Raw genomic sequence first — 18,352 nt, forward strand, 5'->3', positions numbered from 1 at the left:
AGTCAAGCCGGTAAAAGAGCCTTACAGCCCGTAAGTTGCGGTGCGCTGACCGTCATTTCCCCATTGTGCTGTACCAGAACGGGGATGCCAATCATCGCACGGATTATTTTTATGCCGTTATAACAATTCCGGCACAGCAGATGAAAAGGTTTTCGCTAATGTCAATCAGGGCCATAAAAAATAGGAATATGCCGATACTGATTTCTCTTGATGGTTGATAACATTTGCGCAGAGAATCTTATACTATTATTCTAATTTTATGATTTTGCGCGCTATTTGTGTATACACAGCGGATTGCCAGAGCCGTCTAAACCCGCCACAATGTCGGTAACGATATGATCATGACCGGGTATCATCATAATAATGACGGGAGCATCGTGGCAGGAATGAGGGAAGCATGAGCACGATAGTCATTATATTGGCTGTAATGCTGTCTTGCTCGATTGGGGCGGGTTGTTTCTTTTGGTACGCTATGCGGCATCGTCCGCCGTTGGCGAAACCACTGCCATTCATTAGTCCCCCCTTTCGCAAATTAAGCGAGGACGAGCGTAAAGCCGTCGAGCGCTATATTTCCCTGCTTGGAAAACAGCGCGACAATACGCTGCCCGGCGGCGTGAGCAGGACGGCAGAGCCGTTAACCCTCACCTCACAAAGCAGCAACGTCTACCCGGTTACCCGCTCCATCACCCGCTATGGCCTCTCTACTGATGAACCCAACAGATGGCGCTATTACCTTGATGCGGTAGAGGTGCACCTGCCACCGTTATGGGAGCAGTACATTGCGGAAGAGAATTATGTCGAGCTGATCAAAACGCATTCTATTCCGCTGGTGATTTCGCTTAATGGCCATTCGCTGGTCAATTATGTCTATGAGCAACCTTCGCTGGCCCCCGTTGTGCGGCCCGTATCGCAAAACGCCTCGATCAGGAAAGAAGAGAGCGAAAACGTTGAGCTGATTAGCGTGCGTAAAGAGAGCGTCGAAGAATATGCGCTCAACCGCCCGGACGGCACGCGGGAAGCGGGGGCTATCTGCGTCGCCTTCCTGCTGTTTTTTATCAGCCTGGTCGGCCCTGAACTGCTGATGCCCTGGCTGGTACTGGCCGGATTGGCGCTGCTTGTAGTGAGCTGTTGGTTCCTGCTCCGCCGTCCGACAGAAAAAGATCTGCGGGAAATCCACTGCCTCAGAGGTGCGCCCAAGCGCTGGGGGCTGTTCGGTGAGTCTAATCAGGGCCAGGTCAGCAACATTTCACTCGGGATCATTGATCTGATCTATCCGCCTCACTGGCAGCCCTATGTTTCCAACGATTTGGGGCAACCCACCGAAGTGGATATTTACCTTAGCCGCCACGTTGTCCGCCAGGGTCGCTTCCTTTCCCTACAGGATGAGGTGCGTAACTTTCCCATTCAGCGCTGGAAAAAGAATCTGGTGCTGGCGGCGGGTTCTCTGCTGGTGCTGGTGCTGCTGGTGGCGTGGATCCCGCTGAGTATGCCGCTGAAGCTGAGCATCGCCTGGCTGAAAGGCACCGAGAGCGTGCAGGTGCATTCGGTAAACGATCTGGAGAAAATGTCGCTGCACATTGGTGACAGCCTGAAGGTCAACGGTGAAGGCATGTGTTCTATCCCGGCGACTTATCAAGGCAACCGCACCTATGCGTTTATGCCTTTCGACTGTTCCGCCGTCTACTGGAATAACGCCGCTCCCCTGCCCCAGCCTCAGTCCGATATCATTGATAAAGCCACCGCGCTGTTAAGCACCACCAGCCAGCAGCTTCACCCTCAGACCAGCACCGATCCCAAGCTCAACCCGCAGCTGGCCACCGCTATTCAAAAATCGGGCATGATCCTGCTGGATGACTTCTCCGATATCGTGCTGAGAACGCAGGAATTGTGCAGCCAGGAGCAGGATTGCGTCAGGCTGAAAAATGCGCTGGTTAATCTGGGGAACGCTAAAGATTGGGAAACGCTGGTGCACCGTGCAGATTCTGGCGCATTAAACGGCATGAACGTTCTGCTGCGTCCGGTGAGTGCAGAAGCGCTGGAGAACCTGGTAAACACCGCGACATCCTCCTTCTTTTACCGGGAAACACGACGTGCTGCTGAAGCCCTGAACAGCCCGCCACCAGGCGGTTTCCTGATCCTCAGTGATGAAGGAAAGCAGTTAGTGAATCAGCAGGCGCCTGGCGTCTCGCTGTTTGATTACAATGCCCCCGACCAGTGGCCAGAGCTGCAAAGGCTTGCCGGCATGCTGCTGCATACGCCCTTCTCTGCTAACGGCATCATAACGAATATCAGTACTGATGCGAACGGCACGCGTCATATCGCGCTGCACAACGCGCCAGATACGCTGACATTATGGCGCTATCTCGGTACCAGCCTGCTGCTGCTGGTGGTGGCACTCTGTTTCGTCATCAATAGCTTGCTGGCGCTCCGGCGGATACACCGCAACCGCCAGCGGATTATCGCTATTCAAACCTACTATGATAAGTGTTTCAGCCCCGCGCTGAGCACCACCCAGAGTATTCGCCCGCTGTTCTGAGCCGGTCAGTTTTATGCTATTTTTAAGGCTGACAGGGTGAATCCCCTCCCCTGATGTTCTCCCTGGATTAACCTGCAACAGAGCGCCTTGAATTCCGGTGTTTCACCCATACATAGGGGTATTCCCACCAAGGAGCAGCGATGAAAGAGAAATCCGCAGAGGCGGTTCGGCTCGATAAATGGCTGTGGGCCGCTCGCTTCTATAAAACCCGCTCTGCCGCACGTGAGATGATTGAAGGCGGCAAGGTTCATTACAACGGTCAGCGTAGCAAGCCGAGTAAAATCGTGGAGCTTCACGCCCGGTTAACGCTCCGTCAGGGTAACGATGAACGTACCGTGGTGGTTCAGGCCATTAGCGAACAGCGTCGTCCCGCTGTAGAAGCTCAGCTGATGTATGAAGAGACGGCAGAAAGTATTGAGAAACGGGAAAAGATTGCGCAGGCGCGAAAAATGAACGCGCTGACTATGCCGCACCCCGATCGTCGCCCTGACAAAAAAGAGCGACGGGACTTAATGAAATTTAAAAATTCAGGCGACGAGTAGCCGCCCAAACGAGAGAGAATTATGGCTCATCAAGACCAAATGCACCGTTATCTGTTCGAAAACTACGCTGTGCGTGGCGAGCTGGTGACCGTTTCCGAGACCTGGCGTGAAATCATCAGCGGACACGATTATCCGCTGCCGGTGCAAAACATTCTGGGCGAACTGCTGGTGGCCACCAGCCTGCTGACCGCGACGCTGAAGTTTGACGGGGATATTACCGTTCAGCTTCAGGGTGACGGCCCCCTCACTATGGCGGTGATTAACGGTAACAACCGCCAGGAAATGCGCGGCGTTGCGCGTACGCAGGGTGAGATTGCTCCTGAGAGCAGCCTGAAAGAGATGGTAGGTAATGGCTATCTGGTGATCACCATCTCACCAACGCAAGGCGAGCGTTATCAGGGCGTGGTCGGGCTGGAAGGCGAGACGCTGGCCGAGTGCCTGGAAGATTACTTTATGCGTTCTGAGCAGCTTCCTACCCGTCTGTTTATCCGCACGGGCGAACACGAAGGCAAACCAGGCGCCGGTGGCATTCTGCTACAGGTTCTGCCCGCACAGGATGCGAACCCTGATGATTTCACCCATCTGGCGACGCTGACCGAAACCATTAAAACGGAAGAGCTGCTGGGCCTGCCTGCCAATGATGTGTTGTGGCGTCTCTACCACCAGGAAGAAGTGACGGTTTACGATCCGCAAACCGTGTGCTTCCGCTGTACCTGTTCCCACGAACGCTGCGGCGAAGTTCTGGCCACGCTGCCAGAAGAGGAAGTGGACCAGATCCTGGCGGAAGATGGCAAAATCGATATGCATTGTGACTATTGCGGCAGCCACTATACCTATGATGCGGTAGATATCGCTGCCATTCGTAACGGCTCTCTCTCCAGCGACGAAAACCTGCACTGATCGCTGCTTCAGGTCAGACCTTAACCGGTCTGGCCTTCTCAATACGCGCTGTCTCTCATTTCTGCTGCTTTTCCCTTTTACTGCGATCTCACCCGTGTACACTGCGCGCGATCCTGTTTTCCGCTGGCAGTTGAACATGCGGAACATCACGGTTAATGGTTATCCATTCCTCTAAACTACGTTGCAGCAAAGAGCCGAAAAGGAGCAGTAACATGCGTGATCTGACCCCGCAGGACCTGGTCGCATATGGCATCACTGAGACGGTAGAAATTCTCTATAATCCCGATTTCGACACCCTTTATCAGCAAGAAACACGCCCGGAGCTGACCGGCTATGAGCGTGGAATTGTCACCCAATCGGGTGCTATCGCTGTGGATACCGGCATTTTTACCGGCCGCTCCCCTAAAGACAAATATATTGTTCGTGATGAAACCACCCGCGACACGCTCTGGTGGAACGATCAGGGCAAAGGCAAGAATGATAATCAGCCGCTCTCTGCTGAAACCTGGCAGGCCCTGAAGAGGCTGGTCACCAGGCAACTCTCTGGCAAACGCCTGTTTGTGGTGGATGCCTGGTGTGGCGCCAACCCGGAGACCAGACTCAGCGTTCGCTTTATTACCGAAGTGGCGTGGCAGGCACACTTTGTCAAAAACATGTTTATCCGGCCCGATGAACAGGCACTGGCAAGCTTTAAACCTGACTTTGTGGTGATGAACGGATCTAAATGCACCAACCCGGACTGGCAGGCTCAGGGGCTGAACTCCGAAAATTTTGTCGCCTTTAACCTTACGGAGCGCATGCAGCTGATTGGCGGCACCTGGTACGGCGGCGAAATGAAAAAAGGCCTGTTTGCCGTCATGAACTATCTGCTGCCATTACAGGGCATTGCCTCTATGCACTGTTCTGCCAACGTGGGTGAAAAAGGGGATGTGGCTGTCTTCTTCGGCCTTTCCGGCACCGGAAAAACCACGCTCTCCACCGACCCGCGACGTCAGCTGATTGGTGATGATGAACATGGCTGGGATGATGATGGCGTCTTTAATTTTGAAGGCGGTTGCTACGCAAAAACCATCAACCTTTCTGAGCAGGCAGAGCCGGAAATTTATCATGCGATTCGCCGTAACGCGCTGCTGGAAAACGTGGTGGTGCGCGCCGATGGCTCCGTCGACTTTGATGATGGCAGCAAGACCGAAAACACCCGCGTCGCCTACCCCATTGAGCATATCGACAATATTGTTAAACCTGTTTCCAGAGCAGGCCATGCCCGCAAGGTGATCTTCCTGACGGCGGACGCTTTTGGCGTATTGCCGCCGGTTTCACGCCTCACGCCGGATCAGACGAAGTATCACTTCCTGTCGGGGTTTACCGCCAAGCTGGCGGGTACGGAACGTGGCGTGACGGAACCTACACCAACGTTTTCCGCCTGCTTTGGTGCCGCCTTCCTGACATTACACCCTACGCAGTATGCAGAAGTGCTGGTTAAAAGGATGGAAGCGGCAGGCGCGGAGGCGTACCTGGTTAATACGGGCTGGAACGGCAGCGGCAAGCGGATCTCCCTCAAGGATACCCGCGCGATTATCAATGCTATCCTCAACGACGAGTTGTCGGGTGCAGAAATGGTGACGCTGCCTCTCTTCAACCTGGAGATGCCTGTAGCCCTGCCGGGCGTGGAGAGTCATATCCTCGATCCCCGTCGTACCTATGCAGACGAAGCAGAGTGGGAACACAGAGCGCGCGACCTGGCGGCGCGGTTTATCGCTAACTTCGATAAATACAGCGATACGCCGGCAGGAAAAGCCCTGATTAAAGCGGGGCCGCAGTTGTAAAAAATAAAGGGCGCACTCTTTGCGACTGCGCCCTTTCAGGTTCCGCTCAGACTACGGGCGGAGAAGGCAGGCTGCTGGCGGCAGGCAAAGGTAACCAGGCCCGAATACGCAGGCCGCCCCGCTCGCTGTCGCCAATCTCCAGCGTCCCCTGATGTGCATCAATAATACGCTGTACAATCGCCAGCCCCAGGCCCGTCCCGCTGGTGCTGCGGGCGCTGTCGCCACGAACGAAGGGCTGGAAAAGGTGCTTTAACTGATCGGGTTTGATTCCCGGCCCATCATCTTCCACCTGGAACCAGGCGCGCTGCAATTCGCTGCCGCTGCTGACTTTGATCCAGCCGTTGCCATACCGTGCCGCATTAACCACCATATTGGCCGCAGCTCGTTTAATGGAGAGCGGATTGATCTCCACCAGCAGTTCGGCAGGCATTACCGCGTTCTCTATCTCGCGTTCATAGCCGCTTTCAGCCGCCACCACTTCACCCAGCACACCATTGAGATCGGCCAGCTCAAACTGCATCTCCTGGCCCGTGCGCAGATAATCAATAAACTGCTCGATGATGGCGTTGCACTCTTCGATGTCTTTATTGATCGACTCCGCCAGATAGCCATCTTCCTGCGACATCATTTCCGTCGCCAGACGGATGCGCGTCAGCGGGGTGCGTAAATCGTGGCTGACGCCAGCCATTAACAGGGTCCGGTCATCGGCTAGCAGCTTCACGCCCGCCGCCATCTGATTAAATGCCCTGGTTACAGAGCGAACTTCAGAAGCGCCATATTCCCGCAGCGGAGGAGGAATTATCCCCTTTCCGACCTGCAAAGCCGCATGCTCAAGCTCCACAAGAGGCCGGTTCTGGATGCGGATAAACAGCCAGGCGCCGCCTATCGCCAGCAGCATAATCGCCAGCGTATAGCGGAAAAGCGGTGAGAAGTCGCCCTGATGGATCTCTGTCAGCGGCACCCTGACCCAGATATCCGGCGACAGCCAGGTTTTCAACCAGACCACCGGGGAATTTTTATTCACCTCAACACGCACATCGGTGGGGCCACCAAGCTGCTGCGCCATCTGCTGGCTGAGGAATTCGTAATGTTGCGCCCAGCGTAATCCGCTCTCTTCCGCCGCCGCGTTGGTATACAGCGAGATGCCTAACTCGCGATAAATCTCACGGCGGAAAGCAGGAGGCACCTCAAGCTGGGTGCCATCCTCAAGCTGTAACCGGTCGGTCATCAGCATGCGCACTTCATAAGCCAGCACTTTGTTGAACTGTTGCAGACTGGGCAGGATGGCAAAGTTCAACACCACCAGGTAGGTTGTGACCAGACTGACAAACAGCAGGGTCACAATCAGCAGCAGAGTGCGGGCAAAGGAACTACGGGGAGAGAAGCGGAGCCGCCTCATGCCTTACTGCCGTCCGGCACAAAAACGTAGCCCAGGCCCCAAACGGTCTGGATATAGCGTGGATGGGCCGGATCTTCTTCCACCATGCGGCGCAGGCGAGAGATCTGCACATCGATAGAGCGCTCCATCGCACTGTATTCGCGGCCACGGGCCAGGTTCATCAGCTTGTCGCGGGAGAGCGGCTCACGCGGGTGGCTTACCAGCGCTTTCAGCACGGCAAATTCACCGCTGGTCAGCGGCATAGGCTCATCTTCCCGGAACATTTCCCTCGTACCGAGGTTCAGCTTGAACTTGCCGAAGGCGATAACCGCCTCTTCCTGGGAAGGCGCGCCCGGCAGCTCATTGGCCTGACGGCGCAATACGGCACGGATACGGGCCAGCAGCTCACGGGGGTTAAAGGGTTTGGGAATGTAGTCATCCGCGCCGATTTCCAGCCCCACAATGCGATCAACCTCTTCGCCCTTGGCCGTCACCATAATGATCGGCATAGGGTTGCTCTGGCTACGCAGGCGGCGACAGATAGAGAGGCCATCTTCGCCAGGCAGCATCAGATCCAGCACCATCAGATGGAAGGATTCACGAGTCAGCAGGCGGTCCATCTGCTCAGCGTTGGCTACGCTACGCACCTGGAAGCCCTGCTCGGTCAGATAACGCTCCAACAGCGCGCGTAAACGCATGTCGTCATCCACGACCAGAATTTTGTAATTTTCTTGCATATCGATACTCCCAAAGGCGCTATTGCCCGAGCCGTTATTCTTAAAAAAGATGCCTGAATGTAACAGTCAATATTGGTTTATATTCTAGCCGAAATTGTTACAAAGCATATTAAACAGCAGCTTATCTTTAATTTTGAGAGAAAAATCAGCGCTGGCGCACACCTTTTATCTGCGAATACTCAGCACAAACAAACAGTAAGCGTCAGCAAAAAAATGGCGAAGAGATTTGCATCGGTGTCCAACGCGAAACAAAATAACTACAGCACTTCTGAGAAAGAAATGGATTACGATGAAAACCCAACTGATTACCCGCGAAGGTTACGACAAGCTGAAGCAGGAACTGGACTTTCTCTGGCGGGAAGAACGGCCTGAAGTGACCAAAAAAGTCACCTGGGCCGCCAGCCTGGGCGACCGCAGTGAAAATGCCGACTACCAGTACAACAAGAAGCGCCTGCGCGAAATCGATCGCCGCGTCCGCTATCTCACCAAATGCCTTGAGCAGCTGCGGATTGTGGATTACTCCCCGCAGCAGGAGGGCAAAGTATTTTTTGGTGCCTGGGTAGAGATTGAGAATGACGAGGGCGAACTGAAACGCTTTCGCATTGCTGGCTATGACGAGATTTTTGGCCGCAATGACTATATCTCCATCGATTCACCAATGGCCCGCGCGCTGTTGAAAAAAGAGGTGGGGGACCTGGCCACTGTGCAGACACCGGCAGGTGAAGCCAACTGGTATGTGGTCGCTATCGATTACGTTAAACAATCCTAATCATGCCGCTGCGGGTAACAGGGATAGCCCGTTAACTGGCATTTTTCGCCCGCAATCCGTATAACTGTCCGCTGTCTTTAAGCCATAAAGTAACCGATGATGAAAGATTCGCTGAGCCGCATAATTGCAAGTGAGCTCCAGGCGCGAGCAGAACAGGTTGATGCCGCTGTTCGTCTGCTGGATGAAGGGAATACCGTGCCGTTTATCGCACGTTATCGTAAGGAAGTGACGGGAGGCCTGGATGATACCCAGCTCCGCCAGCTGGAAACCCGCCTGGGTTACCTCAGAGAGCTTGAGGAACGGCGCCAGTCGATTCTGAAATCTATCGGCGATCAGGGCAAGCTGACCGATGAGCTGGCTGCTGCCATCACCGCTACGCTGAGCAAAACCGAACTCGAAGATCTTTACCTGCCTTACAAACAGAAGCGCCGCACACGCGGGATGATTGCCATTGAAGCGGGCCTGGAACCGCTAGCTGATACTTTATGGCAAGATCCTTCCCAGCAGCCTGAGCAGCTGGCAGCGGGTTTTGTCGATGCGGACAAAGGCGTTGCCGATACCAAAGCGGCGCTGGACGGCGCGCGCTACATTCTGATGGAGCGTTTCGCTGAAGATGCCGCTTTACTGGCTAAAGTCCGCGCCTATCTGTGGAAAAATGCCCATCTTGTTTCCCGCGTGATGGCCGGGAAAGAGGAGGAAGGCGCGAAATTCCGCGACTATTTCGATCACCACGAACCGCTGGCTACCGTGCCTTCGCACCGTGCGCTGGCCATGTTCCGTGGCCGTAACGAAGGTATCCTGCAACTCTCACTGAATGCCGATCCGCAGTTTGATGAGCCGCCGAAGGAGAGCTACGGTGAGCAGATCATCATGGACCACCTGGCGCTGCGCCTGAATAACGCACCAGCCGATGGCTGGCGTAAAGCGGTGGTGAGCTGGACCTGGCGTATCAAGGTGCTGCTGCATCTGGAAACGGAACTGATGGGCACCGTGCGCGAACGCGCAGAGGATGAAGCCATCAACGTCTTTGCCCGTAACCTGCACGACCTGTTAATGGCCGCACCGGCAGGTATGCGCGCCACAATGGGGCTGGACCCCGGTCTGCGCACCGGCGTGAAGGTTGCCGTTGTGGATGCCACCGGCAAGCTGGTTGCCACCGACACCATCTACCCGCACACCGGCCAGGCCGCGAAAGCCGCCGCAGCCGTGGCTGCACTCTGTATCAAGCACAAGGTTGAGCTGGTAGCTATTGGTAACGGTACCGCCTCACGCGAGACCGAACGCTTCTATCTGGACGTACAAAAGCAGTTCCCGCAGGTGCAGGCAGAGAAAGTGATTGTCAGTGAAGCGGGCGCATCGGTTTACTCCGCTTCCGAGCTGGCCGCGCTGGAGTTCCCGGACCTGGATGTCTCGATCCGTGGTGCCGTTTCCATCGCCCGCCGTTTGCAGGATCCGCTCTCTGAACTGGTGAAAATTGACCCGAAATCGATCGGGGTCGGCCAGTATCAGCACGATGTCAGCCAGAGCCAGCTGGCGAAAAAGCTCGATGCGGTAGTGGAAGACTGCGTAAACGGTGTCGGCGTGGATCTGAACACGGCCTCGGTGCCGCTGCTGAGCCGCGTGGCGGGGCTGAGCAAAATGATGGCGCAGAATATCGTCAGCTGGCGTGACGAGAACGGCCGCTTCCAGAATCGTCAACAGCTGCTGAAAGTGAGCCGCCTCGGCCCGAAAGCCTTTGAACAGTGCGCAGGCTTCCTGCGTATCAACCAGGGCGACAACCCGCTGGATGCCTCTACCGTTCACCCGGAAGCCTATCCGGTAGTGCAGCGCATTCTGGCTGCCACGCAGCAGGCGCTAAATGAAGTGATGGGCAATCCCGCTGAACTGCGCAATTTGCGCGCCGTCGATTTCACCGACGAGAAGTTCGGCGTGCCCACCGTCACCGATATCATCAAAGAGCTGGAGAAACCAGGCCGCGATCCGCGCCCTGAATTCAAAACCGCCCAGTTCGCTGAAGGTATTGAAACCATGAACGATCTGCTGCCGGGCATGGTACTGGAAGGCGCGGTCACTAACGTGACCAACTTTGGCGCCTTCGTGGATATCGGAGTGCATCAGGATGGTCTGGTGCACATCTCCTCGCTGGCTGATAAGTTTGTTGATGACCCGCATAAAGTGGTCAAGGCGGGCGATATCGTCAAAGTGAAGGTGATGGAAGTCGATCTGCAACGGAAGCGTATTGCGCTGACGATGCGTCTTGATGAGCAGCCAGGCGAAACCAACGCCCGCCGTGGCGGCGGAAACCGCGAAGCAGGCAAGCCTTCCGGCAAAGCGCGCCCGCGCCCTGCCGCGCAGCCTGCGGGCAGTAACAACAGCGCGATGGGCGATGCGCTGGCCGCTGCGTTCGGTAAAAAACGATAAGGCTTCAGGGGGCGGAAGCGCAATTCCGTCCCCTGAGATTATCTCACGCCATTCTGCCTCTCTTATGCCGCGAGTTGTTCTGCATCAATAATAGCGATAATCGTTCTCATTATACTTGCCACCGTTAATTATCACGGCGCGTTGTTTAACCGCCCAGGTGGAACTATGCAAATCACTCCTCTTCAGCAATATGAAATCATCAGTTTTTCTCCCGATGTCAGCGCGGCTTTCCGACAAAAACTGCTCGCGTTGGGGCTGTTACCCGGCGCCCGCTTTTTAGTCAGACGTGTTGCACCGCTTGGCGACCCGGTACAGATTGAAACCCGCTGCGTCAGCCTGATGCTGAGAAAAAAAGACCTGGCCTTTCTGCAACTGGCCCCCTTGGGTTGAAGAGGTGCGCGTGATGAAAACCTGTACCATTGGACTGATTGGCAATCCTAACTCTGGAAAAACCACGCTGTTTAACCAGCTTACCGGCGCACGCCAGCGGGTTGGCAACTGGGCAGGCGTTACCGTAGAGCGTAAAGAGGGCCGCTTTACCACCGCCAGCCACACCGTACGGCTGGTGGATCTGCCCGGTACCTATTCTCTTTCCACCCTCTCTGCCGACAACTCGCTGGATGAGCAGATTGCCTGCCATTTCATGCTGAGTGGCGAAGCCGATCTGGTTATCAACGTGGTGGATGCCAGCAATCTGGCGCGCAACCTCTGGCTGACGCTTCAGCTTCAGGCGTTGGGCATTCCCTGCATCATCGCGCTGAATATGCTGGATATTGCCGCCAGCCAGCAGATTGATATCAATATAGCGGAGCTGGAACGCCAGCTTTGCTGTCCGGTGATCCCGCTGGTTTCTACCCGCGGCAAGGGCATAGAACGCCTCAGGCAGGCGATTGACGACGCTGCCAGAGTGCCTGGCCGCTGTCAGGTCACCTGGCCCGCAGAGATAGCCCAGCATATTGCCTCGCTCTGCGATTTGATGCCTGGCAGTCGGCCGCAGCGCCAGCGCGAATGGCTGGCAGTCCAGATGCTGGAAGGGGATATTTTCAGTCAGGCTCAGGAACCTGAAGCGACGGCAAAACTGGCTGGCTTAACCAATCTACAGGCAGCCCCCATGCAAATTGCCGCAGCAAGACATCAAAGGATTGATGCAATTTGCCACGCCGTCACCAACGCCGGTGAGGCGACACCTCACCGGCTTTCCGCACTTCTCGACCGGGTTGTCCTGAACCGCTGGCTGGGCCTGCCCGTTTTCCTGCTGGTGATGTATCTGATGTTTTTCCTGGCGATCAACCTGGGTGGCGCTTTGCAGCCTTTGTTTGACCTGGGATCGGCAGCGTTATTTATTCATGGCATGCAGTGGTTGGGTGCTGTGCTGCATTTCCCTCTGCCGCTCACGCTGTTCCTGGCCCAGGGGCTGGGCGGCGGCATTAACACCGTGATGCCGCTGGTGCCGCAAATTGGCCTGATGTATCTGTTCCTCTCGCTGATGGAAGACTCTGGCTATATGGCGCGCGCCGCGTTTGTCGTCGACAGGCTGATGCAGGCGCTGGGGCTGCCGGGGAAATCCTTCGTGCCGCTAATCGTGGGGTTTGGCTGTAACGTGCCGGCGGTGATGGGCGCGCGTACGCTGGATGCGCCGCGCGAGAGGCTGATGACGGTACTGATGGCGCCGTTTATGTCTTGTGGCGCCAGACTGGCGATATTTGCCGTCTTCGCCGCAGCCTTTTTCGGCCAGCGCGGCTCGCTGGTGGTCTTCAGCCTCTATTTGCTGGGCATTGCGGCCGCTATTTTCACCGGGCTGATCCTCAGGCATACGCTGCTGAAAGGCGAAGCTTCGCCGTTTATTATGGAGTTGCCAACCTGGCACATCCCCCATCTTAAAAGCCTGCTTTTACAGGCCTGGCAGCGGCTGAGCAGCTTTGTGCTGCGGGCAGGCAAGGTTATTGTGCTGGTCAGCGTGTTTATTGGGGCGCTTAACAGCTTCTCTTTCAGCGGCAGACCGGTAGACAGCATTAACGACTCGGCACTGGCCAGCGTCAGCCGGGCGTTAACACCCTTGCTGTCGCCAATGGGTGTCCATAACGATAACTGGCAGGCTACCGTGGGGCTGGTGACCGGAGCGATGGCGAAAGAGGTGGTTGTTGGTACGCTGAACACGCTCTATACCGCTGAAGCGCTGCACGAGCAGCCTTTTGATGCCGACACCTTCACTCTGACGGGCGAGCTAAAAGAGGCGGTAACGGAAACCTGGGACGGCATTAAATCCACGCTCAGCCTCAGCGTTCTGCTCAATCCTCTTGAAGCCAGTAAAGGAGATGGTGAAATGGCTTCCGGCTCGATGAGCGTTATGCACAGCAAATTCGCCAATGATGCTGCCGCCTACAGCTATCTGATCTTTGTGCTGCTGTACGTACCCTGCGTCTCCGTCATGGGCGCTATCGCGCGCGAAAGCAGCCGCGGCTGGATGCTCTTCTCTGTCGGTTGGGGACTGAACCTGGCTTATTCGCTGGCAACGCTCTTTTATCAGCTGGCCACTTTCACCGACCATCCGCAATCCAGCAGCATGATTGTGCTGGCCGTGATTGGGTTTAATCTGCTGTTATGGTGGAAGTTGAAGCGAACCACGTTACCCCCGGAGCGTCTGGAAGTCAGGGTAATAACCGGAAAAACCTGCACTGGCTGCACTAAAAGCGAGAGCTGTCACTGATACTCCGGCAAAATCGCTGCGATTAAGGCCGTTGAAGTTGCGATCCTGCCTCAACGGTCTACAGTGAAAACTATCGTGCTTTGAATAAATGCGGCGGCTCACTGCGTCACGATGGATATTATCACTCCCCTTCTCGACAAAATTTATGACGGGACTTTTCCTCGCCACTGCATGGAAAAGCTGGAAGAAGCTATTCGTCACGCGCGTAACACGCTGGATCATCAGCGAAAAGCGCACTGGGACGAAAAAGATGTGGTGCTGATCACCTATGCCGATCAGTTCCGCGAAAGTGAGGCGCCCACGCTGCGCACCCTTTCCCGTTTCTATCAGCAGCATCTGCAATCCAGCTTCAATATTGTCCATCTACTGCCTTTTTTTCCCTACTCCTCTGACGACGGCTTTTCGGTGATTGATTATCACCGGGTCAACGGAATTTGTGGTGAATGGTCAGATGTGGCGGAACTGCACCAGCAAACCCGACTGATGTTTGATTTTGTCTGCAATCATATGTCCGCCCACAGCGCCTGGTTTAAACACTACCTGGCGGGCGATCCCGGCTGGGATGATTTCTTTATCAGCCTGCCGCCTGCCACCGATCTCAGCGCGGTAACGCGCCCGCGCACTTCTCCTTTGCTGACGCCGTTTAAGATGGCAAATGGCGATACCCGTTTTATCTGGACAACCTTCAGCGCCGATCAGATTGACCTTAACTTTGCCAATCCCAACGTGCTGTTAAGCATGGTGAATGTGCTGCTGGATTATCTGGCGAAGGGCGCGGATTATGTCCGGCTGGATGCCGTCGGCTATATGTGGAAAACGCCGGGTACATCATGCATTCACCTGGAAAAAACGCATCTGCTGGTGAAATTGTTTCGTGCTATTGCCAATGAGGTGGCACCCGGCACGGTGATCATTACCGAAACCAACGTGCCGCATAAAGATAACATCAGCTATCTGGGCAACGGTCAGGATGAAGCGCAGATGGTGTATCAGTTCTCCCTGCCGCCGCTGGTTCTGCATGCCATTCACTACGGCTCCGCACGTGCGCTTAAACAGTGGGCTTCCACGCTGGATACTTCAGGCGGGACAACCACCTGGTTTAATTTTCTGGCTTCCCATGACGGCATTGGGCTTAATCCGCTGCGCGGCATTCTGCCGGAAACTGAAATCGTCTCGCTGGTCAGGGATTTGGCGTTAGAGGGGGCGCTGGTCTCCTATAAAAATAACCCGGACGGGAGCACCAGCCCTTACGAAATCAACGTCACCTATATGGATGCGCTGAATAAACAGGATGACGACGACACTACGCGGCTGCAACGTTTTATGCTGGCACATGCGCTGCTGCTCGCTTTCCCTGGCGTACCGGCTATCTACGTTCAGAGCATCCTTGGCTCACGTAATGATATGGAAGGTGTAAAAAGCGCAGGCTACAACCGGGCTATCAATCGGGAGAAATATGCCATCAATGAGATTGAGGCGGCGCTGAGCGACAGCCATGCGTTACGGCATCAGGTTTACCATTCGCTGTCACGGTTGATCCAGCTGAGAACCCGCCAGCCAGCCTTTCATCCCGATAATCCTATGCAGGTGCTGGAAAGCGATAATGCCATATTTGCCTTTTATCGTTGGTCGGAGAAAGGACATCAGACGCTGTTGTGCCTCTACAATCTGAGCAGCAGAGAGATTTCCTATACGCTGCCGGATGCGCGACGCTATCGCGATATTGCCAGTGAGATGAATTTTGAAGGGGAGACGCCGCTGAAGCTGGCGCCCTGGTCTTTCCGCTGGCTGAAAAGCTGAGAAAGTACCGCAGGCAGGCTAATCCCCGCCTGCGGAAGATCGGTTACTTATAGACGTCTGCTACTGCACTAAATTTGCCATGTTCACGACCGGCAATTACCAGATAGTATTTTCCGCCCTTTTCATCCGCCAGTTTTGACAATGCCGCTTTCGCATCCATTGGCGAGGTGGTTTCCGCCGTGGTGGTTACCGTGCCGATTTTTTCCAGATTCATCGTTTTCACTTCTTCTTTAGTCACTTCTTTAGCCGCTATGGCTGCAAAAGAGACCGAGCCTGCCAGCAGGCTAATCGCAACAGTTTTCAAAATTTTCATCAAAGACACTCCCGTATTGTTGTTAGAAATAAGCAATCGCTTGATGAGAAGACAGGGAGGAACACAGCCAACTCCCTGGACAGCTCAGAGGTACCAAAGTAAGCGATCCTGCTCACCTCAATAATTATTACCTGGAAGTGATAATTCGCCAGTTTTGAACAAAATTAACGTCCAATTTTTAAGCCGAAATCAATCAGTTGCTGACAGAAGATTGCTGGATGAGAGATAAAAGGCGCATGAGCCGCTTTCTCAATAACCACGGATTCGCTTGCGGGCCAGACGGTGTCCAGCAGCGGTGCCACCTTACGCGGCACCAGACCGTCCAGCGCGCCGTATAAACGCAGCAGCGGAACCTGGAGGTGCTGCATCGCTTCACGCAGATCCAGAGTGCGTAATATTTCCAGCCCCGCGTGCAGTACCGCAATCTGAGGCGGAGGCAGGGCCAGAACCACGCTTTTCAGCAAGCGGGCATCCTGTCTGGCGCTCTCCGTGCCCAGGGTTTGCAGCGCCAGAAAACGCTCAACGGTTCGCTGAAACTCTTCGCTCAGCTGCTGCTGGAAGTTGCCAAGCGTCTCCGGCCTGATGCCTGGCCAGCCTTCCGCGGCGGCAAAACAGGGGGAGGAAGCCACGGTAATCAGCCCCTCAACGCGCTGTGGCGAGGTGAGCGCCAGCTGGCTTGCCACCAGCCCGCCCAGTGACCAGCCCAGCCAGATAGCTTTTTCAGGTGCCTGCGGCAGCAGGGTTGCCACCATCTGTTCAACGCTCATCGGGGCAAATCCCTGGCTGCGACCGTAGCCAGGCAGATCCACCAGATGCAGACAAAAATGCGGGCTGAGTCGCTCCACCACGCTGTGCCAGACACCGGCATTCAAACCCCAGCCGTGCAGCATCACAAGATGGCGATCGCCGGTGCCGATTGTCTGCCAGTAGAGCTGTGTCATGCGTTATTTTCCTGTTTTTGTCATGGAGGACGCTATGCTACCAATGCCCGCTACCTGTTGGCTATGTCAGATGCCGCTGGCGCTGGCCAGTCACGGCCTTTGTTGCTTCTGCCTGCGCCATCTTCCTGGGTTACCTGTTTGCTGCCCACGCTGCGGTTTAGCCTCGGCCAGTGCCGATAAGGCATGCGGTGCCTGCCTGAAAAAACCGCCCCGCTGGCAGCAGATGATTTTTGTCAGCGACTGGCGGCCTCCCGTCAGCAGTTGGGTAAAGCGCCTGAAGTTTTTTCGGGCCACCGCACTTTCAGCCATGCTGGCCAGGCTGCTCTTGCTAAGCTGGTTAGCAGCCCGCAGGGAGCACAACCTGCGCAGACCAGACCTGTTGCTCTGTGTACCCTTGCATAAAACGCGTGCGTGGCAACGGGGCTATAATCAGATGGATGAGGTAGCCCGACAGCTCGCACACTGGTTGCAGTGCCGCTACTCTCCGGCTGGCGTTTCCCGGCGGAGAAAGACCCGGATTCAGCATCTGCTGCTGGCTACCGCCAGAAGAAAGAATCTGCGTGGAGCGTTCAGGGTTGAAATTGCCGTAAAAGGGCTGCATATCGCTTTACTGGATGATGTGGTCACCACCGGCAGCACCGTGGAAGAAATCAGCCGCATTTTGCTGGATGCAGGTGCCGCCAGCGTAGAGATATGGAGCCTGTGCCGAACCTTGTAGAGCGTCGGTGATGGGCGTAATATATTCGATTAATTGTCTTAACTATTGAGCAATCGCCATGATCCTAATTACTGATTCTGCGCAAGAGCATTTCGCAAAACTGCTGTCGAAACAGGAAGATGGCACACAAATTCGCGTATTCGTTATCAATCCGGGTACGCCTACGGCTGAATGTGGCGTCTCTTACTGCCCGCCTGATGCGGTTGAAGCCACAGATACTGAACTGAAGTTTGAAAAACTCTCTGCCTATGTGGATGAGCTGAGCGCCCCCTATCTGGAAGATGCGGAAATTGATTTCGTTACCGATAACCTGGGTTCGCAGCTGACGCTGAAGGCACCGAACGCCAAAATGCGTAAGGTAAATGACGACGCCCCGCTGGTTGAGCGCGTGGAGTATCAGCTTCAGGCCACCATTAACCCACAGCTGGCCAGCCACGGCGGTAAAGTGTCGCTGATGGAGATCACTGACGAAGGCTATGCCATTCTGCAATTTGGCGGCGGCTGTAACGGCTGTTCTATGGTCGACGTGACGCTGAAAGAAGGCATTGAGAAAGAGCTGCTGGCAGCGTTTCCGGAGCTGAAAGGCGTGCGCGACCTGACTGAGCATCAGCGCGGTGAACACTCCTTCTACTAAGCTGGTTCAACGGGCAGATCCCTCTGCCCGTTGTTTGCGTTACCGGCTCCGCGACTTCCCTGCTTTATCTTCCTGTTTCACCCTTGACTGCCCTGCCTTTACGGTTTTCTTAACCGGCTCACTCGTCTGC

The 18,352-nt window shown here is 55.3% G+C and carries 15 protein-coding genes; 11 read left to right on the forward strand and 4 right to left on the reverse strand.

Annotated elements, in window-relative coordinates:
- Positions 1–397: 397 nt before the first annotated feature.
- From AAH450_RS14895 to pckA, 4 genes are all read left to right on the forward strand, one after another.
- Positions 398–2,536 (forward strand): intracellular growth attenuator family protein, encoded by a 2,139-nt coding sequence (locus AAH450_RS14895; RefSeq protein ID WP_342910897.1) that lies wholly within the window; start codon positions 398–400, stop codon positions 2,534–2,536.
- A gap of 140 nt (positions 2,537–2,676) precedes the next feature.
- Positions 2,677–3,078 carry a ribosome-associated heat shock protein Hsp15 gene (gene hslR, locus AAH450_RS14900; RefSeq protein WP_318789326.1) on the forward strand — a complete coding sequence of 134 codons (402 nt, stop codon included), beginning with the start codon at positions 2,677–2,679 and terminating at the stop codon, positions 3,076–3,078.
- A gap of 21 nt (positions 3,079–3,099) precedes the next feature.
- Complete coding sequence (gene hslO, locus AAH450_RS14905) at positions 3,100–3,978, forward strand: Hsp33 family molecular chaperone HslO (RefSeq protein WP_342910898.1); 879 nt, start codon at positions 3,100–3,102, stop codon at positions 3,976–3,978.
- 212 nt (positions 3,979–4,190) lie between these two features.
- Positions 4,191–5,804 carry a phosphoenolpyruvate carboxykinase (ATP) gene (gene pckA / locus AAH450_RS14910; RefSeq protein WP_342910899.1) on the forward strand — a complete coding sequence of 538 codons (1,614 nt, stop codon included), beginning with the start codon at positions 4,191–4,193 and terminating at the stop codon, positions 5,802–5,804.
- Between the two features lie 46 nt (positions 5,805–5,850).
- Here pckA and envZ read toward each other — a convergent pair whose 3' ends face one another.
- Both envZ and ompR read right to left on the reverse strand, forming a co-directional pair.
- Positions 5,851–7,203 (reverse strand): two-component system sensor histidine kinase EnvZ, encoded by a 1,353-nt coding sequence (gene envZ / locus AAH450_RS14915; protein ID WP_342910900.1) that lies wholly within the window; start codon positions 7,201–7,203, stop codon positions 5,851–5,853.
- Positions 7,200–7,919, reverse strand: a complete 720-nt coding sequence (ompR, locus tag AAH450_RS14920; protein WP_001157751.1) for an osmolarity response regulator transcription factor OmpR — start codon at positions 7,917–7,919, stop codon at positions 7,200–7,202. Before ompR ends, envZ begins: the two co-directional genes overlap by 4 nt.
- A 289-nt stretch (positions 7,920–8,208) precedes the next feature.
- On the opposite strand from ompR, the gene greB reads away from it, so the two are divergent.
- The 5 genes from greB to AAH450_RS14945 all read left to right on the forward strand — a co-directional run bounded on the left by greB (position 8,209) and on the right by AAH450_RS14945 (position 15,616).
- Positions 8,209–8,688: a transcription elongation factor GreB gene (gene greB / locus AAH450_RS14925; protein WP_306209877.1), complete on the forward strand. Its 480-nt coding sequence runs from the start codon at positions 8,209–8,211 to the stop codon at positions 8,686–8,688.
- A gap of 96 nt (positions 8,689–8,784) precedes the next feature.
- Positions 8,785–11,109, forward strand: a complete 2,325-nt coding sequence (locus AAH450_RS14930) for a Tex family protein (protein ID WP_342910901.1) — start codon at positions 8,785–8,787, stop codon at positions 11,107–11,109.
- Between the two features lie 165 nt (positions 11,110–11,274).
- A complete protein-coding gene (feoA, locus tag AAH450_RS14935; RefSeq protein WP_342910902.1) occupies positions 11,275–11,499 on the forward strand; it encodes a ferrous iron transporter A in 225 nt (74 codons plus the stop codon).
- Positions 11,500–11,512: 13 nt separating this feature from the next.
- Entirely contained in the window at positions 11,513–13,816 is a 2,304-nt protein-coding gene (feoB, locus tag AAH450_RS14940; protein WP_342910903.1) for a Fe(2+) transporter permease subunit FeoB, read from the forward strand.
- A gap of 111 nt (positions 13,817–13,927) precedes the next feature.
- The gene (locus AAH450_RS14945; RefSeq protein WP_342910904.1) at positions 13,928–15,616 is read left to right on the forward strand and encodes an alpha-amylase family glycosyl hydrolase; all 1,689 of its coding nucleotides are present in this window, start codon (positions 13,928–13,930) and stop codon (positions 15,614–15,616) included.
- Between the two features lie 43 nt (positions 15,617–15,659).
- On the opposite strand, the gene AAH450_RS14950 is transcribed toward AAH450_RS14945, so the two are convergent.
- Entirely contained in the window at positions 15,660–15,929 is a 270-nt protein-coding gene (locus AAH450_RS14950; protein WP_342910905.1) for a YdgH/BhsA/McbA family protein, read from the reverse strand.
- Between the two features lie 164 nt (positions 15,930–16,093).
- Positions 16,094–16,870 carry a pimeloyl-ACP methyl ester esterase BioH gene (gene bioH, locus AAH450_RS14955; RefSeq protein WP_342910906.1) on the reverse strand — a complete coding sequence of 259 codons (777 nt, stop codon included), beginning with the start codon at positions 16,868–16,870 and terminating at the stop codon, positions 16,094–16,096.
- A 34-nt stretch (positions 16,871–16,904) separates the two neighbouring features.
- Here bioH and gntX point away from each other — a divergent pair, with 34 nt between their 5' ends.
- Together gntX and nfuA are read left to right on the forward strand one after the other, a co-directional pair.
- On the forward strand, positions 16,905–17,588 hold the full coding sequence (gene gntX, locus AAH450_RS14960) for a DNA utilization protein GntX (protein WP_342910907.1): 684 nt from the start codon (positions 16,905–16,907) through the stop codon (positions 17,586–17,588).
- A gap of 58 nt (positions 17,589–17,646) precedes the next feature.
- Entirely contained in the window at positions 17,647–18,222 is a 576-nt protein-coding gene (nfuA, locus tag AAH450_RS14965) for a Fe-S biogenesis protein NfuA (RefSeq protein WP_342910908.1), read from the forward strand.
- Positions 18,223–18,352: the final 130 nt, after the last annotated feature.

The organism is Erwinia magellanica, assembly GCF_039023495.1.
In the GTDB taxonomy this organism is placed as follows: Bacteria; Pseudomonadota; Gammaproteobacteria; order Enterobacterales; family Enterobacteriaceae; genus Erwinia.